The 16,042-nt window shown below is 66.2% G+C and carries 20 protein-coding genes and 1 tRNA gene; 7 read left to right on the top strand and 14 right to left on the bottom strand.

Going from position 1 to position 16,042, the window contains the following annotated elements:
- The first annotated feature begins 72 nt into the window (after positions 1–72).
- Positions 73–492 carry a CBS domain-containing protein gene (locus LTT66_RS12935; protein ID WP_043684432.1) on the top strand — a complete coding sequence of 140 codons (420 nt, stop codon included), beginning with the start codon at positions 73–75 and terminating at the stop codon, positions 490–492.
- Between the two features lie 236 nt (positions 493–728).
- Here LTT66_RS12935 and LTT66_RS12930 read toward each other — a convergent pair whose 3' ends face one another.
- Both LTT66_RS12930 and LTT66_RS12925 read right to left on the bottom strand, forming a co-directional pair.
- Complete coding sequence (locus LTT66_RS12930) at positions 729–1,409, bottom strand: RibD family protein (RefSeq protein ID WP_233067156.1); 681 nt, start codon at positions 1,407–1,409, stop codon at positions 729–731.
- A complete protein-coding gene (locus LTT66_RS12925; RefSeq protein ID WP_181722279.1) occupies positions 1,406–2,050 on the bottom strand; it encodes an aminodeoxychorismate/anthranilate synthase component II in 645 nt (214 codons plus the stop codon). Before LTT66_RS12925 ends, LTT66_RS12930 begins: the two co-directional genes overlap by 4 nt.
- A 96-nt stretch (positions 2,051–2,146) precedes the next feature.
- Here LTT66_RS12925 and crgA point away from each other — a divergent pair, with 96 nt between their 5' ends.
- Positions 2,147–2,410: a cell division protein CrgA gene (gene crgA / locus LTT66_RS12920; protein WP_040871406.1), complete on the top strand. Its 264-nt coding sequence runs from the start codon at positions 2,147–2,149 to the stop codon at positions 2,408–2,410.
- A gap of 92 nt (positions 2,411–2,502) precedes the next feature.
- On the top strand, positions 2,503–2,988 hold the full coding sequence (locus LTT66_RS12915; protein ID WP_233067153.1) for a PH domain-containing protein: 486 nt from the start codon (positions 2,503–2,505) through the stop codon (positions 2,986–2,988).
- A 61-nt stretch (positions 2,989–3,049) separates the two neighbouring features.
- Here LTT66_RS12915 and LTT66_RS12910 read toward each other — a convergent pair whose 3' ends face one another.
- Together LTT66_RS12910 and LTT66_RS12905 are read right to left on the bottom strand one after the other, a co-directional pair.
- Positions 3,050–3,922 carry a rhomboid family intramembrane serine protease gene (locus LTT66_RS12910; protein ID WP_233067150.1) on the bottom strand — a complete coding sequence of 291 codons (873 nt, stop codon included), beginning with the start codon at positions 3,920–3,922 and terminating at the stop codon, positions 3,050–3,052.
- A 4-nt stretch (positions 3,923–3,926) separates the two neighbouring features.
- On the bottom strand, positions 3,927–4,454 hold the full coding sequence (locus LTT66_RS12905) for a peptidylprolyl isomerase (protein ID WP_269822019.1): 528 nt from the start codon (positions 4,452–4,454) through the stop codon (positions 3,927–3,929).
- Positions 4,455–4,561: 107 nt separating this feature from the next.
- On the opposite strand from LTT66_RS12905, the gene LTT66_RS12900 reads away from it, so the two are divergent.
- Positions 4,562–4,774, top strand: coding sequence for a hypothetical protein (locus tag LTT66_RS12900; RefSeq protein ID WP_043684422.1), 213 nt, complete (start codon positions 4,562–4,564; stop codon positions 4,772–4,774).
- A gap of 15 nt (positions 4,775–4,789) precedes the next feature.
- Here the strand turns inward: LTT66_RS12900 and LTT66_RS12895 are convergent, their stop codons facing one another.
- From LTT66_RS12895 to LTT66_RS12885, 3 genes are all read right to left on the bottom strand, one after another.
- The gene (locus tag LTT66_RS12895; RefSeq protein ID WP_233067148.1) at positions 4,790–5,638 is read right to left on the bottom strand and encodes an ABC transporter permease; all 849 of its coding nucleotides are present in this window, start codon (positions 5,636–5,638) and stop codon (positions 4,790–4,792) included.
- Positions 5,635–6,636 (bottom strand): ATP-binding cassette domain-containing protein, encoded by a 1,002-nt coding sequence (locus LTT66_RS12890; RefSeq protein WP_233067146.1) that lies wholly within the window; start codon positions 6,634–6,636, stop codon positions 5,635–5,637. The genes LTT66_RS12895 and LTT66_RS12890 overlap by 4 nt, the downstream gene beginning before the upstream one ends.
- A gap of 834 nt (positions 6,637–7,470) precedes the next feature.
- Positions 7,471–8,406, bottom strand: a complete 936-nt coding sequence (locus LTT66_RS12885) for an acyl-CoA dehydrogenase family protein (protein ID WP_233067143.1) — start codon at positions 8,404–8,406, stop codon at positions 7,471–7,473.
- Between the two features lie 226 nt (positions 8,407–8,632).
- Between LTT66_RS12885 and LTT66_RS12880 the strand changes: the two genes are divergently transcribed.
- Complete coding sequence (locus LTT66_RS12880) at positions 8,633–9,337, top strand: YoaK family protein (RefSeq protein WP_233067141.1); 705 nt, start codon at positions 8,633–8,635, stop codon at positions 9,335–9,337.
- 62 nt (positions 9,338–9,399) lie between these two features.
- Here LTT66_RS12880 and LTT66_RS37585 read toward each other — a convergent pair whose 3' ends face one another.
- The 3 genes from LTT66_RS37585 to LTT66_RS12865 all read right to left on the bottom strand — a co-directional run bounded on the left by LTT66_RS37585 (position 9,400) and on the right by LTT66_RS12865 (position 11,985).
- Positions 9,400–9,876: a C40 family peptidase gene (locus tag LTT66_RS37585; RefSeq protein WP_233069203.1), complete on the bottom strand. Its 477-nt coding sequence runs from the start codon at positions 9,874–9,876 to the stop codon at positions 9,400–9,402.
- A 619-nt stretch (positions 9,877–10,495) separates the two neighbouring features.
- A complete protein-coding gene (locus LTT66_RS12870) occupies positions 10,496–11,287 on the bottom strand; it encodes a hypothetical protein (protein ID WP_233067139.1) in 792 nt (263 codons plus the stop codon).
- Positions 11,287–11,985, bottom strand: a complete 699-nt coding sequence (locus LTT66_RS12865) for a ParA family protein (RefSeq protein WP_274749991.1) — start codon at positions 11,983–11,985, stop codon at positions 11,287–11,289. Before LTT66_RS12865 ends, LTT66_RS12870 begins: the two co-directional genes overlap by 1 nt.
- A gap of 376 nt (positions 11,986–12,361) precedes the next feature.
- Between LTT66_RS12865 and LTT66_RS12860 the strand changes: the two genes are divergently transcribed.
- Together LTT66_RS12860 and LTT66_RS12855 are read left to right on the top strand one after the other, a co-directional pair.
- A complete protein-coding gene (locus LTT66_RS12860; protein ID WP_233067137.1) occupies positions 12,362–12,892 on the top strand; it encodes a type VII secretion system-associated protein in 531 nt (176 codons plus the stop codon).
- Positions 12,893–13,267: 375 nt separating this feature from the next.
- Positions 13,268–13,783 carry a hypothetical protein gene (locus LTT66_RS12855; protein ID WP_233067134.1) on the top strand — a complete coding sequence of 172 codons (516 nt, stop codon included), beginning with the start codon at positions 13,268–13,270 and terminating at the stop codon, positions 13,781–13,783.
- Positions 13,784–13,835: 52 nt separating this feature from the next.
- Here LTT66_RS12855 and LTT66_RS12850 read toward each other — a convergent pair.
- The 4 genes from LTT66_RS12850 to LTT66_RS12835 all read right to left on the bottom strand — a co-directional run bounded on the left by LTT66_RS12850 (position 13,836) and on the right by LTT66_RS12835 (position 16,010).
- Positions 13,836–13,908, bottom strand: a tRNA-Ala gene (locus LTT66_RS12850).
- A 7-nt stretch (positions 13,909–13,915) separates the two neighbouring features.
- A complete protein-coding gene (locus tag LTT66_RS12845; RefSeq protein ID WP_233067131.1) occupies positions 13,916–14,116 on the bottom strand; it encodes a hypothetical protein in 201 nt (66 codons plus the stop codon).
- A 23-nt stretch (positions 14,117–14,139) separates the two neighbouring features.
- Positions 14,140–15,657 (bottom strand): bifunctional 3-(3-hydroxy-phenyl)propionate/3-hydroxycinnamic acid hydroxylase MhpA, encoded by a 1,518-nt coding sequence (mhpA, locus tag LTT66_RS12840; RefSeq protein WP_233067128.1) that lies wholly within the window; start codon positions 15,655–15,657, stop codon positions 14,140–14,142.
- A complete protein-coding gene (locus LTT66_RS12835; protein ID WP_233067126.1) occupies positions 15,654–16,010 on the bottom strand; it encodes a DoxX family protein in 357 nt (118 codons plus the stop codon). The genes mhpA and LTT66_RS12835 overlap by 4 nt, the downstream gene beginning before the upstream one ends.
- Positions 16,011–16,042: the final 32 nt, after the last annotated feature.

The raw sequence follows: 16,042 nt of genomic DNA, 5'->3' as shown, positions 1-16,042 counted from the left end.
ATCCGGTGTGAATTGCGGGAGAATAATGCTGCTCCATCCCAATCAGCGCAGCTGAGCACGAGGAGGTAGCTCATGACCACTGCCAGGGACATCATGAAACCCGGCGTTCAGTGGATCCCGAAGGACACGACGATCGAGCAGGCCGCACGAACCATGGCCGAACTCAACGTCGGGTCCTTGATTGTCTCGGACGAGAACGAGCGAATGTGCGGCATCGTCACCGACCGCGACATCGTCGTGAAGTGCATCGCACAGGGCAAGAACACATCGGCCTGCAAGGTCTCCGAACTGTGCGAAGCGACGCCGCGGTGGGTCGACGCCAACGCCGACATCGAGGAAGTTCTCGACGAGATGGAAAGCAACCGGGTCAAGCGCATGCCGGTGATCGAGAACAAACGGCTGGTCGGCATGATCAGCGAGGCGGATCTGGCCAGGCATCTGGACGACAACCAGCTCGGCGAGTTCGTGACCGCCGTCTACGGACGCCCCTGAATCCAGGGTCGGCGCGGAGGTAGTTCACCGACCACATCTCCACGTCCACACGAGCACTTCGACACCGCGCCGTCACTGAGGTGGCTCCCGCTCGGCAGGCCGGACCGGCCGATGCCACAGCGAGCCGGGCAGGAATGCCGCGTGAACTCGGGCCGCGGACGGCCGACGGTCGTCCGCGGTTCGCGCACCCTTCGCGCCGTGGCGCATACGCCGATACTCGACGTATGGCACCGGCGTCAGTGCATGTCGGGCTTCGGCAGATAGCGCAGCACTGCGACGTCGCCTACCTGCGTCACGCCGGTGAGCCGCATCCTGCGATGGGGCGCGCCCGGAAAGTCGGCCGGGTCGAGAAAGCGAGGGGCCGCGACGTCGCCGACCAGGATGGGGGCGACCGCGAGGTGCAGTTCGTCGGCCAGATCGGCAGCGAGAAACGCGGTGTGGATGCGGGTGCCTCCCTCCACCATGAGACGGTCGACACCTCGCCTGCCCAAATCGTCCAGCAGCGCACCGAAGTCGAGTTCGGCGCCGAGATCCACCACCTCGGCCAGCCCGGCCAGCCGGGTGGTGAGTTTCATCGCGCCCGCCTTCGTGGTGTAGACGAGCTTGTCGCCCCCGTGCTGCCAGAACCGCAGCTCGGGATCCAGGTCGCCGCTCGCCGAAACCGTCACCTTCAGCGGATACTCCGGCTTGCCCGCCGCGACGCGAGTCGCCCTGCGATCGGCGCTGTCGACGAGCAGCCGCGGATTGTCACTGCGCAGCGTCTGCGCTCCGACCAGGATGGCGTCGGAGTCCGCGCGGACCTGGTCGACCCGATCGAAGTCCGCCGCGCCGGACAGACGCAGTCGCTCGGGGCTCGCGTCATCGATGTAGCCGTCGATGCTCATCGCCACCGACAGCAGCACATGCGGACGGGTCACTGCAGCACCAGCGCGGCGACCTCCGCCTCCAGCGTCTGCACCAAGCCCTCGGCCGGACGTTTCCCGCACACGCCGAGCCAGTTCGCCAGCATCCGGTGCCCACCCTGGGTCAGCACCGATTCCGGATGGAACTGCACGCCGTGGATGGGCAGCGTGCGATGACGCAGAGCCATCACGATCCCGCTCTCGGTGCGTCCGAGCACCTCGATCTCCTCCGGCAAGGTGTCCTCGACCACGGTGAGCGAGTGGTATCGCGTGGCGGTGAACGGGTCGGGCAAGCCGGCCAGCACGCCTGCGCCGATATGGAAGACCTCGCTCGTCTTCCCGTGCAACAGCTCGGGAGCCCTGGTGACGGTAGCGCCGAACGCCTCGCCGATCGCCTGGTGGCCGAGACACACGCCGAGCAGCGGAACATTCTGCTCGGCGCACGCGCGCACCAGCGGGATGCTGGCGCCCGCGCGGTCCGGGGTGCCGGGGCCTGGGCTGATCAGGATGCCGTCGAAGTCGCGCACGACCGCGCCGACGTCGGCCAGGTTCGGATCGTCGTTGCGCCAGACGACGGCCTCGACACCCAGCTGACCGAGGTACTGCACCAGGTTGAAGACGAAGCTGTCGTAATTGTCGACGACCAGAACACGCATGGCATCGAGATTACGTCCCGGCACGGCACCGCGTCGCATCCATTACCTGTTGGGATAGCCTAGTAAGCACGACCTGCCGCCGAATACGAGGACGTCATGCCCAAGTCGAAGGTCCGTAAGAAGACCGACTATACGATCAACCCCGCCAGCCGGACCCCGGTGAAGGTGAAGGCTGGGCCGTCTCCGGTCTGGTACGTCGCCATCATGCTCGGGTTCATGCTCGCCGGGCTGGTCTGGCTGCTCGTCTACTACTTGGCGGCCGAGCAGATCAGCTGGATGAACGACCTCAACGCCTGGAACTTCCTGATCGGCTTCGGCCTGATGGTGGTGGGCCTGATCATGACGATGCGCTGGCGCTGAGCGTGGCGGCGTCGACACGGATTACAGACGTGTCATTCATGCACACCTGTGGATGAGCCTGTGGACAACTCGAGGAGCGATGGGGAAGTGCTGTGAGTCCGGAGCCCGCGGCACCCGGCCCAGGGGAGCACGCTGAGCCGAGCCATGCCTGGACCACGCCGACAGCCGCGCTCGTCGCCGTCACGGTGGGCGGCATCGCGCTGGCCATCGCCGCGATCCTCACCACCGAGGCGGCCAGCCGCCTGCTCGTCGGGCTGGCAGCCGTCGGCCTGCTCGCCCTGGCCGGGCTCGGATTCCGGCAACGCCCGCGGCTGTCCGTCGTGTCCGGTGCGCGACCCCGCTTGGTGGTGCGCACGCTGACCGGGCCGGACGAGTACACCCCCGGCCAAATCGTCCGTGCCCGCGTGGTGAGCTACCGGCGCCTCGGGCGCAAGACGCCCATGCTGGAACTCGACGTCGAGCGCGACGGCGCGGAGCGGCTGCTGATCTTCGGCCGCTGGGACCTGGGCGTCAACCCGGAGATCGTGTACCACGACTTGGTCGAAGCACTCCGGCTCACCGAAGACAAGACTCGCTGACCCGCGCCCGGGTCGTCGGCACACCCGGACGCGAATGTTTCACGTGAAGCGAATCGCGGTGTCAGGCAGTCGAAGTGATAGCGCCTACCGACACCAACGCCAGCGCCGCGATCGCGAGCACCGCCACGGACACCCAGCCGACCGCCCGTGCCGCCTCCGGAGTCTTCACCCGCAGCCAAGCCGGCAGGAACAGGATGCCGAGCGTCGCGAGCGTGCCCGCTGCCAGACCACCGAGGTGCCCCCAGAGCGAGATGCCGGGCAACGAGAAACTGATGAAGACATTGATGCCGATGAGGATGAGCATCTGATTCGGGTTCTGCCGCAACCGGATGAGAATGACCGTGATCGCACCGAACATCCCGTACACCGCGCCGGACGCGCCCGCCGTGAGACTGTTCTGCGCGAACAGCATGACCGCGGCCGATCCGCCGAGCAGCGATACCAGGTAGACGGCGAGATAGCGCAAGCGCCCGAGCACCAGTTCGGCGTCCCGGCCCACCACGTACAGGGCGAACATGTTGAGCAGCAGATGGATCGGACCGTAGTGCAGGAACCCGGAGCCGAGCACTCGCCACCATTCGCCATCCGCGACGGCCGGTGCCCACAGCACCCAGTCCAGGAACAGCGCGGAGCCACGCTGGTTGTCCATCAGGCTCTTCGCCTGTGCCGCGGTGAGCGCGTAGATCACCGAGTTGATCGCGATCAGCGCATAGGTCACATAGGGTGCGGCCGTCCGGGCCGCCGCTGCGCCCGAGACCGTCCGCACCGGCGCGACACTGCGCTGATCCGAACGTAGACAGTCGACACAATGCTGGCCGACGGCCGCCGGACGCAGACACTCCGCACAGGACGGCCGCCCGCACCGCGTGCAGGCCAGGCCGGTCGGGCGATTCGGATGGCGGACGCACGTAGGTGCGGGCGGCTGGGGATTCATAGTCTCATTCGATCGTGATCTTGGTGATGACAACCGGCTCCAAGGGCCGGTCGTTGCGATCGGTCTTGGTGGTCGCGATCGCGTCGACGACCTTCCGGGAATCCGGGTCCACCACTTCACCGAAAATCGTGTGCTTGCGGTTGAGGTGCGGCTGACGGCCGACGGTGATGAAGAACTGTGAGCCGTTGGTACCCGGCCCCGCGTTGGCCATCGCCAGCAGATAACCCCGGTCGAAGCGCAGCTCCGGGTGGAACTCGTCGCCGAATTCGTAGCCGGGGCCGCCACGACCGGTGCCAGTGGGGTCGCCACCCTGAATCATGAAGCCGGCCATCACGCGATGGAACAGGGCACCGTCATAGAACGGGCCGCTACTGCCGCCGCTGGCGTTCGAGGTGGTGTACGGCGCCGAACCGTCGGCGAGACCTAGGAAATTGCGGACCGTCTTGGGCGCGTGGTTACCGAAGAGCGAGAGCTTGATATCGCCGTGATTCGTGTGCAGCGTTGCCACGGATGTCTGATTCGGTGAGGTCACGCCGCCCATCGTGCCACGGTCGGCGGCTCGGCCGCGGAACTGGGCCGGACCGCACTGTGAGCTGGGACTCCTGCGCGAATCGCCGAGCTGTGCATAGAGTGGTTCCCATGACCTCGGGGCGCCTGCATGTCTCTTCGCGTTCACGTAACCGGCTCATCGTCGCGGCCGCCGTCGCGCTGGCCGGTGGCGTGGCCTATTTGATCCGTACCCGCAGGCCGCAGCAGCCCGAACCCGCCCCGGCGCCACCGCGCATCGGATACTCCCGCAACGGCTCCGCGCCGACCTCGTTGGCGGAAGCCGGCGCGGAACACGATCACTGACCCGAATGTCGCCGGTCAGCGACTGACGGTCTTCTTGTACTGACGCAGAGCCAGCGGCACGAACGCCACCAGGATCACCACCACCCAGACCAGGGAGGTGATGACGGGATGCCGCAGCGACCAGGCTTCCGGCGTCGGTGCGAGCGGGTTGGTGTTACCGAACAGATCGCGGGTCGCCTGGGTGAGTGCCGACACCGGGTTCCATTCCGCGATCACGCGCAGCACGGGGGGCAGCTTTTCGCTGGGGACGAACGTGTTGGCGATGAAGGTGAGCGGGAAGATCACCATGAAGCTGGCGTTGTTGAACACCTCGGGCGCCCGCACCAGCAGACCGACCACGGCCATGATCCAGGACACCGCGTAGGCGAACAGCAGCAGCAGGATGTAGGCCAGCACCGCGTCCAGGAACGATCCGCGGATCCGCCAGCCGACGACCAGACCGGTCACCGACATGACCGTCAGGCTCACCACATTGATCACCACGTCGCTGATCGTGCGACCCACCAGCACCGCCGACGAGGCCATCGGCAGCGAGCGGAACCGGTCGATGATGCCCTTCTGCATATCCTCGGCCAGGCCCGCGCCGGTGAAGGTCGCGCCGAACACCACGGTCTGCGCGAAGATGCCCGCGATGAGGAACTCGCGGTAGCCGCCGGACAGACCCGGCACGTCGATGGCCGCGCCGAAGACGTAGGCGAACAACAGCACGAACATGATCGGCGAGAGCGTGGAGAAGATCAGGACATCGGGGACCCGCTTGATCTTGATGACGTTGCGTTTCGCGATGGTCACGCTGTCGCTGACCACGATGGACAGTCGCTCGCCCAGCGAGGGCCGCACCGGGGCCGGGGCCGTCGCGGTCATCGGATCGTTCCTTCCGTAGCTTCCAGCTTGTCGTTCGCCTTGTGGCCGTCGGCGGTCGACACCGCTTCATGACCGGTGAGCGTGAGGAAGACGTCGTCCAGCGACGGGCGCCGCAGGCCGACATCGTGGATCTGCACGTTGTGCTCGGCCAACCGTCCGACCGCCTCGACCAGCGCCTGTGATCCGTCGGCGACCGGGACGATGATCCGGCGCAATCCCGGCTCGAGATGGATCTCGCCGTCGGCCAAGCTCTTCAGCGCGGCCTCGGCCGTGCCGAGATTGTCCGCGCGATCAACGGTCAGCTCGATGCGGTCGCCGCCGACCATGGTCTTGAGTTCGTCCGCGGTGCCCTTGGCGATCACCTTGCCGTGGTCGATCACGGCGATGGAGTCGGCGAGCCGGTCGGCCTCCTCCATGTACTGGGTGGTGAGCAGCAGCGTGGTCCCGCCCGCGACGAGTTCCTCGATGACGTCCCAAAGGTCCAGGCGCGCACGGGGATCCAGGCCGGTGGTCGGCTCGTCGAGAAACAGGACGGGTGGATTCGCGACCAGAGCGCCGGCCAGGTCGAGGCGACGCCGCATGCCGCCGGAGTAACCCTTGACCGGCCGGTCCGCGGCTTCGGTGAGCCGGAATCGTTCGAGCAATTCGCGCGCGCGTTCCTTACTTCGCTGCACGCCCATGTGATAGAGACGTCCCACCATTTCCAAATTCTCGAAACCGGTCAGGTATTCGTCTACCGCGGCGTACTGTCCCGACGCCCCGATGTGCGAGCGCAACGTCTGCGGATCGCGCAGCACGTCGATTCCCGCGACCGTCGCATGTCCGGCATCCGGCACCAGCAGGGTGGTGAACACCCGGACGGTGGTGGTCTTACCTGCGCCGTTGGGTCCGAGCAGGGCGGTGACGGTTCCTTCCGGGACCCGCAAGTCGAGTCCGTCGAGGGCCACCAGCTGGCCATATCTTTTGACCAGACCCTCGGCGACTATTGCGTCGGGCATGATTCTCCTGAGGTTGATGTTCTCTGTGGTCGGCCTGCGACGCCAGGAGTCCTGGGCGCCGATCAATTCGCTGGATCGGGTGACCGGCCGATACCCGAGTCAGTATTGTCCTGGCCACCGACAAATTCATCCGATTTGTTCCGGCGGGCCGGGCAACGACCGGGGAAATCGCCTCACGCGAGAAGGCCGCATTCCGATCCAGTAGTGCTCGGGGGTACCGGATCGGAATGCGACCGGTTCGATGATCCCGCGTGCCCGGGCGGCGAAGCGTGCGTAGCGGACTACCCGAATCGCGTGAGACCCGTACTCGCACAGCGGAAGCTCGCGCGCACGACGCTGTGATGAGGTGGTGCGTTCCGCCCGTACTGTCGAGATAGTGGACACGAACGTATGTTCGCATCGCCGTACGACAGGTTTCGATGCCGTGCTCGCGTCGCGACATGCGGCACACCGTTCAGAGGCGGTCGACACGCCCGAAGCCTGCGCTGGATTTGTCGTACGGCGACCGGTCGGCATGGTTCGCGGCGCTCGGCGCCGCAGCAGGTCATGTCCACATAGCAGTACGGAACATCTTGCTCGCCAAGGATTTTGGCAAATATCGGGCCAACGGTCAGGATCAGTGCGGGCGCCCGCTCAACCGATGGTGTCGGCTACCAGCGATCCGGAAAGTAATCCCGCCCGAAAAAACTTGGAAAGTGGTAGTCCCACGCACACACGATCGCACATCATCGAGTAGCATCGTTCACGTCGGCCCCTCCCCCCCGGGCCGACCCTACGCGGGCCTCGGCTAACTCCCCCCCTTCGCCGAGGCCCGCTCCCCATTTCCGGGCCAGGTCAAGCCCCTGTTCCGACCGGTCCGGGCGGTTCGACCGCACGCCACGCGGCGGCCAGCCGTTGGCCGCGCACGCGCCCCGCGGTCGCGAGCAGTGGCCGGTCTCGCTCCCACCGCTGCCTGGTCACCAGGTCCGCTGTCGGCCACAGCGGCTCGAATCCGGCCAGCAGATCACCGAACAATTCGAAGAGGCCGCCGAGTGCTATGTGGACACCGGGGGAACTCGGCGCATCGATATCCAGGCCGCGTACGGCGGCCACCAGGGTCAGCAACCGCTGCCTGCTCGCCCGCGGCCAGTCCGACGCTCGGGCTACCCGTACCAGCCAGCCCGAAGTGGCGGCGAGCACGTGGATGTCCTCGATCGTGCGGAAAGGCTTGAGGTAGTCCAGATACCCGTCGCCGGGAAGCACGCGGGCGGGCACGTCGGTCAGCACGACCGAAGAGTGCGCGACCTCGGGCGCGAACGGCAGTGCGGGATGATCGGTCCGGTGCACTCCGGTGGCGCGAGCATCGATCATGCAGGCGCGCAACATATTCCGCCCGTCCGACGAAGTGCCCACGCTGGCGATCACCACCAGCCGCCGCGCGAAAGAACCCATCGTCACGAACGATTTCGTCCCGTTGACCACCCAGACGCCGTCCCGTTCGGTGAGCGTGGCGCGGATCGCGGCGGGGTGACCGCCGCCCTCCTCGGTCGCGCACATCGCGACCAGCTCGTCGTCCGGCAGGTCCGGAATCAACGTGCGCAACGCCTCCTGATAACCGGACAGGAAGGCGAAACCGAGCCGATCGGCGCCGAAACCGCCCGCGATCGCCACCTCCACCGGCTGTTCGAATCGATTCGCGGCCACCTGGTGTCGCGTCCACGCCGCGGCGACATCATCGAGCGGCGCCGTCGCGACCGGCTCGGTCACCAGGAAATCGAGCAGAGTATCCACCTCAGCACGGTAACCGAGCCGCGACCGACCGGGGCGGCCTCGGCCGAGCGCCCGCCTCTACGCGGAGGGCTCCTGCCAGATTTGGCGCTACTCGGTCACCGCGCAGGAACCAGTTGCCGCCGTCGAGCGATGGCGATCGATTCGCAACCACCGGCGCTGCGTTGGCGGATTCCGCTGAGAAGCCTGCTTCACTGGGTGTCGCCCCTTACCGGAAGGAGTTCGACCTGTGCCGGAGCTGGAAGAAAGTCGCAAAGAGGCGCTTTTCGACAGCGAGGCCAGACTGTCCTGGGTGCTGGCCGCCCTCGCCGGGCTGATCGGCGCGGCGGCGTTCATGCATACGGCTGGCTATTTCGTCACCTTCATGACGGGCAATACCGAACGCGCCGTCCTCGGGTATTTCCACGACGAGCCGGACATGGCGTTGGCGGCCGCCGGTTTGCTGATGTCGTTCCTCTCCGGGGTGGTCGTGGCCTCGTGGTGCCGCAGGCGCTACTGGTCCGGGCACCCGCACGGACCCACTCTGCTCACCACCGTCTGCCTGGCGCTCGCTTGCGTCATCGACATCCTGGAGTACCAGACGACCACCGAGCCGATCGGGCTGCTGCCGATCATGTTCGTCGCCTTCGGCGTCGGGGCGCTCAACACGTCGTTCGTGCAGAACGGTGAGGTGTCGGTACCGCTCAGTTATGTCACGGGAACCCTGGTCAAGCTGGGGCAGGGCATCGAACGTCATATCAGCGGCGGCGACTACGCGGATTGGCTCGGATACTTCCTGCTCTACGCGAGTTTCGCGATCGGAGCACTGCTCGGCGGACTGCTGAGCCTGCTGGTCGCCGGCTGGGCCATGCTGATCACCGCGACCGTCGTGTGCCTGTTCGTCACCGGATTCACCTACCTGCATCTGGACCGTCACGGTCCCCTCACTCAGTGAAACCGCTGCCACGCGTCTGCCGGTGCTCGCGGCTGTGGTGGCTGTCGAGTAGTTCGAGGAAGTCAGAATCGGCGGGCGCCGGTCACCGGCATCGAAGAGAGCGGGGAGGTGGTCACCCCGGTGCCGTAGGTCGATGCGTGGATGACTTTGCCGTCGCCGGCGTAGAGGGCGGAGTGGCTTCCGCCGTAGAACGAGACCATGTCGCCCGGTCGCAGATCATCGAGCGGTATCGGGGTTCCGGTGGCGAGCTGGTCGTAACTGGTGCGCGGGAGTTCTACACCGGCCTGATCGTATGACCACTGCACCAGTCCCGAGCAATCGAAGGAGTCGGGGCCGACCGCGCCGTAGTTGTAATCGGCGCCGAGTTTGGTTCGTGCCGCGTCGACTGCCATTTCACCTGCGGACTTCTGCGGTATCACGGTGGCGGGCGGGGTGGGTGCCCGGGGCATGATCTGCGGAATGTCCGCGAGGAAGGGAAGCTCGATTGCCGGAAGCGCGCCCAGCAGCGGGATCTCGATCGCCGGAACGATCGTCGGCAGCGGCACCTCGATCACGGGGACGACCACCGAAACCGGGGACTCGATCGCCGGGCCGAGCGTGGCAGGCGCTATTTCGATTTCCGGAAGCGAAGCGGCGGCAGAGTTCTCGATTTCGTATATCGCGGCCGTCACCGGAGCGTCGGTGACCGGAAGTATCGCGTGGTGCCGGAACAGTTCTTCGGGCGGGCCGGGCAATGAAATCTCATCGGAGATCTCGAATGTTCCCACGCCGGGGATGGTCACCGGCTGGGCCGATGCCTCCGCGGCGCTGAACAGCATGCCCATGAGGGCGGCCGCTCCGGCGGTGAGTGCCCAGAAAACGGCACGTCGTAGGTAGCGGATATATCGGACGTCGGTCGATGATGCCATGATGCGGTCCTCCGATGCTCATATCGTCGTTCTTCGGCGGGCGGCCCGTACGTCGCCGTAATTCCCGGCACGACGGACTCGACCAAAGACCTCGAATTGATTCGAAAACCATCACGGTGCTTCGTCAGTCCAGCGGATCCGATCCGAGCGTTCACCTTTCGGCATAGAACACATCACGTAAAGCCCAACACGCGCATATTTCGTAACAAAACCATAACTCGTTTCGCTACGGCTTTTCTGAATTATGAATTCATGCGGTGATCTGCTCCTCGATCTGTTTCGCGATCGTGCGCAGCCTCGCCGCGAATTCACGGGCCGCGCGCGGATCGTCGCTCGATCCCTTGACGACGCGCCTGGTCAGCGCCGCGAGCCGGGATTCCATGGTGCTGAAGATATCCGCCGCACGATCGTTCGGGTCCTCCGGCAGTTCACCGCGCAGCCACGCCTGGAGGCGCTCGACCACCACGTCCTCCTCATAGCGTTCGGGAAGCAGCGCGATCGCCTGCCGGAGCTTTCCCGCGGTCACCTTCACGTCGGGGCCCGCGGCGATCGTGGTGTAGACGGTGACCGCCGCGTCCTCGCCGTATTCGGCTGCTATGGGCAGCAATTCACGAACCTGGCCCTCATTGATCGCGGGCGCCACCGGATGCAGCCGGGCAGCCAGCGGCCAAGCGCGAATGAGCTTGTGGGCATACGACCTCTGCATGTCCCACCGCTGTTCCACGTACTCGTCGAAGGTCTCGTGGCTGTCGCGGTACAGCCGGCCGTCCCGGACAATCTGCAGAGCACGCCCGGCCGCCCAGAATGCGATGCGCAGCGTGTCGATCGACGACTCGCACGCCGTCAGCTGGACCCGTTCCCGATCGCTCAGCGGACCATCACCCGCGTCCGGCACCGGCATGGTCAGAACATTCGGGCTCACAGCGACTTTCGGACGCCGCCATTCGGCATCGCGCAGCGGCGAGACCGGTGGCGTGTGCTCGGCGCCGTCGGATAGCGGATTGGCGCCGCCGATCGAGCCTTTCCTGCGTTGCGGAGGCATCAGGCCGACACCTCCATGAGGAGGCGGTAGGAGTTCACCAGTTCGTCGCCCACCTGCCGGTACTCGCCCAGATCCTCGATCGGGTTCTCGGCGCCCTCGCCGACCTCCCCGTCGGCCGCCTCCCGATACCATTTCCACGCGCTCAGATAGGAATTGAACACGTCGTACCCAGCGCTTTCCAGGTGCCCTCGTTGCGCCCGGTATTCGGTCGAGACGTTCACGCCTTTCTTGATGATCACCGGAACTTTGGTCATCAGCACCCGCACCCGGATTTCCCGGTTGCTACCGGCCGCCGCCTCCTCCGCTGCTTTGAAGGTGCTCGGCACACGTTTGACTTCGGACGGGCTCACGCTCGTCAACAGCAAGAGTTCATCGCTCTCGGGAATAGCGGCTTTGAAGATCTCGGCGGACTCTCCCCCGGCGTCCACGATGACGACGTCGAAATCAGCCGCATTGTCGGTGATGCAGTCGTTGACATGCCGAGAAGGGAATGCAACCAGCTCGAACGGCACTTTTACGCCCCCTTTGACCAGCCGCCGATACCAGGAGTACCCGGTCTGGCTGAGCGGGTCGGCGTCGATCACCAGCACCCGCAGTTCGTGCACCGAAGCGAAGTAACTCGCCAAGAAGAACGCCGATGTCGTTTTGCCGACACCGCCCTTCAGATTCCCCAGCGTGATGACCAGGGGTTCGGGCAATTCGAGTGGCGCAACAGAATTCGTCATAGACGGTCCTCCCAGGGTGAGGAGTGCATTACTGTGCTTGGCCAGTCTGGCACAGGCCGAGCGAATATCGTCCGATTAGGACGCTCTGTCGCGGCTGTGCCGCTTGTGCCCTGTGTCCAATTGGACACAAACATCGGTTTCCGACCGAGCATCCATCCGGCCGCTGGCCGCCAGGCCCCACCGCACGCCATCAGGCCGCTCGCGTCACGGTGACGGCACTGGCTGCCTATGGCCAGACCTTCCCCAGCTTGGGAATACCCGGGGTTTGCTCGGACTGTGCCAGACCGATGATTACGGCAAAGACTTCGCGGTTCGATGATGAGGGACCCTGTCGAGAAGGGCAGTTTGCGTGAGAGAGCCGCAACCGGGGACGATCCGGCGTGATGACTGGCTATTACTACTCGATCCCGGGTGGAAGCCGCCCACCCCCTGGTCGGAACCACCCACGGAAGCCGTCGTCGGCGGCTGGATGATGGGCGAGGACGGCAAAGCCGGTCCGTTCCAGCCGAATCCGGAATACCTTCCCGGCGACGACGAGACGCCGACCGACCCCACGGATGCGTTGCTGCGCTCGATCGCCGCGGGCGAGCCGGTCGGCGAGGAGCTGGTGGAGCTGATCCGCGACTCGGTGGTCGAGATCCTGTGCGACGAGCAGGACCAGCCGATCGTGGACACCGCGCCGGACGGCGTCCCGTGTGTGCTCGTCGCCACCGCCGAAGCCCAGAAGGTGGACGTTGGTTCCGGCCACTGGTGGCCGGTGCTGGGCAGCGAACTTCCCGCAGTCATCCCCTCGGGCGCCGATGTCCTGTTCAATCCTGGCGGACCGGCACCGTTCCGCCTGGTGGCGGAGAGTTTGCGGAACTCCGGCCGAAATTTGTGAGTGCGCACGGTGTTACCCGTATTCGCCCAGATGATCGGGCGTCTGGATACGGCCGTCGGGAATGCGGCGCGAACAGTGGCAGGCCGCCTCACGGCCACCAGCGCTCAGCTGCGGGGGACGGCCGTGCGCCTCGAGCACGCCGATGCGGAAGGTGCACTCCCCTTCCGGGATCCGGACACACAACCCGTGGCCCGGCGCATGGTGGGGGCGGATCTTCGTTCGGGCCGGTTCGTCCACTTCCGAGCCGATGACGTCGTCAGCATTCCCCTGAGAGATTCGCAAGGGAACGTCATCGGTGTGTCGTTCCCTTCGAGAAGTGGCGATGCCGGGAGCAAGAAGCGATGGGCGCGCGCGAAATTCAGGTCCAGCGATCACGTGCACTACGCGTTCTGGAAGGAGGATCCGGAGGCGAAGAAGCCCAAGTGGGTATTCGGCCGTCGGCGTGCGGCGCCGTGGGCGGACACCGATCCCGTGTACGCGCATGCGCACGCGGACGCCCGTACGTTCCATATCTCGGTCAAGGCGGGTCGTTGGGGATCGAAACCGGTGCAGATCGATGGAGCGACGTACGCGCAGTTGCTGGCAGGGAACAAGCATCTGGCGCAAGCGCTGGCCACGAGGCCGGGGCCGTTGGTCCTGCTGTCCTGTAGCCCGGCTCGACCCGGGGGTTCCGCGGCGGCGTCGATGTCCGGACACCTGCACAACCGGACGGACATCGATCGTGACGTGTACGCCGCGACCGGCGACGTGATGACCCAGACATGGCGCTCGCGCGAGGAGGTCTCCAGCGTCGGTGTCGAGGTGGATTCCTCGGTCGCAGACGCAGCCGACTCACTCTGGGAAGTTCACCGGGCACCTCGGGGTACTACTCCCCCGGTGTCCGATGGCTAGCGGCCGAAAGCCGGTCACGAACGCACGGAACGTGCCTGCGACGACGTGTTCGTGGAGCCTAGGGGAATCGAACCCCTAACCCCTGCCTTGCAAAGGCAGTGCTCTGCCAATTGAGCTAAGGCCCCAGAGGGGTCAGCGGGTGGTCACCTCGTGCCACATGTCGGCGTCGCCGCGCTGGCGCAGCTTCGAGATTCCGAACAGGACCAGGACCACTACACCGGCGGTGAGAAGAATTTTCATGGCTTCCACCCTACTGCGCTGCTGGGAGCCGACCCAGAAGAAGCCGAGCTCGCACTCCGGTTCGGCACCGCCGCCGGTGGATATATTGAGCATTTCGTCAGTTATGAATTCCCATTTCAATCGACCATTCGAACAGAGCGGAATCGCGGCATGGCCGCACACAGCGCCGACAGCTCGCGGGCGGCGGACTGCACGGCACCGTCGGGCCGCACGAGTACGGCACGGGTACCGCCCCGGCGCAGCCAGCGGCCCAGTTCGTCCGCCGGACCAACGATGACCAGCGCTGCGCCGTGATCGCGGATCTGGGTGCGCTGCGCGGGTGTCGGTTCGATCGTGGTGACGATCGCGTACCGGCCCGCGACGACATCGTCGTAGCGACGGCCGTCGTCCAGCACCGCGTTGGGAACCAGATGGCCCGCGCGGCCACGCCACAGGCCCCGCCGCGCGACGAGTTCGGACCGGCACAGCGGCGGTGTGCGGCCGCTGGTCGCGAGGGCGTGAAAACCGGGCAGGCGACGCAGCTGCGGAGCGAGGACTCGGCGGATGAGATCGCCCAGTTCACCGCCGTCGGTCATGGCCGTTCCGGTGATCTTGGCAAGCCGGATCATGGCCCGTGCGTGCGGCTTTCGTTCGATCTCGTAGGAGTCCAGGACCCGCTCGGGCAGGCTTCCGGCGAGCACTCCGGCAAGCTTCCAGGTGAGGTTGGCCGCGTCGCGCAGTCCGGCGCCCATGCCCTGACCGATGAAGGGGGGTGTGAGATGGGCCGCGTCGCCCAGCAGGAAGACCCGGCCCGCTCGCCAGCGGTCGGCCAGCTGCGCGCGGAAGGTGTATTCGGCCACCCGGAGCAGCTGGAGTTCTCCGGCCGCAACGTCGCCGGTCCAGGGGCGGATCAGCTCGTAGAGCCGGCCGATCCCGTCGTAGTCCGCCGCGGCCTCACCGGAACGCAGCCGGAACTCCCATCGGTGCCGCGTCGTGCCGATGCGCATGTAGGTCGCGGCGCGGACCGGATCGCAGACCTGATGTACGCCCTCCCACGCCCCGAGTTCCGCCGTTGTCGCCACGTCGACCACCAGCCACCGTTGCTCGAAGTTCAGGTCACGCATCCGGGCGCCGATGGCGGCCCGAACCAGGCTGTTGGCGCCGTCGCAGCCCAGCACGTATCGCGCATGGACCGACTCCGTCGCGCCGGTGGTCCGGTCGGTGCACTCGACCCGGATGTAGCCGGTCGCCTCGGTCACCGCGGTGACTTCGACGTCGCCGCGAAGAGTCACCCCCGGATGGCGCTGCACGGCAGTGCGCAGGATCTTCTCCAGCTCCGGTTGGTCGAACATGTTCGCGTCCGGGTGCCCGTTGCGGCCGCCCGCAGGATCGCGGCGGAATTCGGCCAGCACCCGATGGTGTCGGTCGAGCAGGCGCAGCCCCAGCGCGGGCCTGGAGATGGCGTCGAATTCCTCTCCCACGCCAAGCCTTGCCAGCAGCCTGCGGATTTCGCCGTCCAGATGCACCGCGCGCGGTTGCGGATAGATGCCTTCCCAGCGCTCCAGCACGAGCGACTCGACACCGTATCGGGCGAGCAGCACGGCTGCGGTGAGGCCGGTCGGGCCTGCGCCGACGATCACGACCGGGACCTTCATCGGGTGGCTCCGAACTGTGTCACGGCGTACGCGACAGTGAGCAAGCAGCTCACGAGCGCGGGAGTGAACTCCCGCACTCCGTCGCCCGTGCGCACGTGCACCACGACGGCGCCCACGAGCAACAGCACCAGGCCGATCCCCGCCGCGACTCCGAACTGCCACCAGCCGATGCCGAGCAACAGTCCGAGCGCACCGGCTATCTCCGCGGAACCGATCGCCCGGTAGGCCGTGACGCTGTAACCGACGTGCGCTGCCCGTTCCCGCATCGATGGCACCGCCAGCACCTTCGCCGCACCGAGCGCCGCGAAGAACACCGCCAGGACCAAGGCGAGCACGACAGACGCGACGTTCATCGACGCACCTCGATCTTCGGCTCGGCCCGGCC

The organism is Nocardia gipuzkoensis (assembly GCF_021183645.1).
GTDB lineage: Bacteria > Actinomycetota > Actinomycetes > Mycobacteriales > Mycobacteriaceae > Nocardia > Nocardia abscessus.
This window is presented reverse-complemented; position numbering and strand designations above follow the sequence as displayed.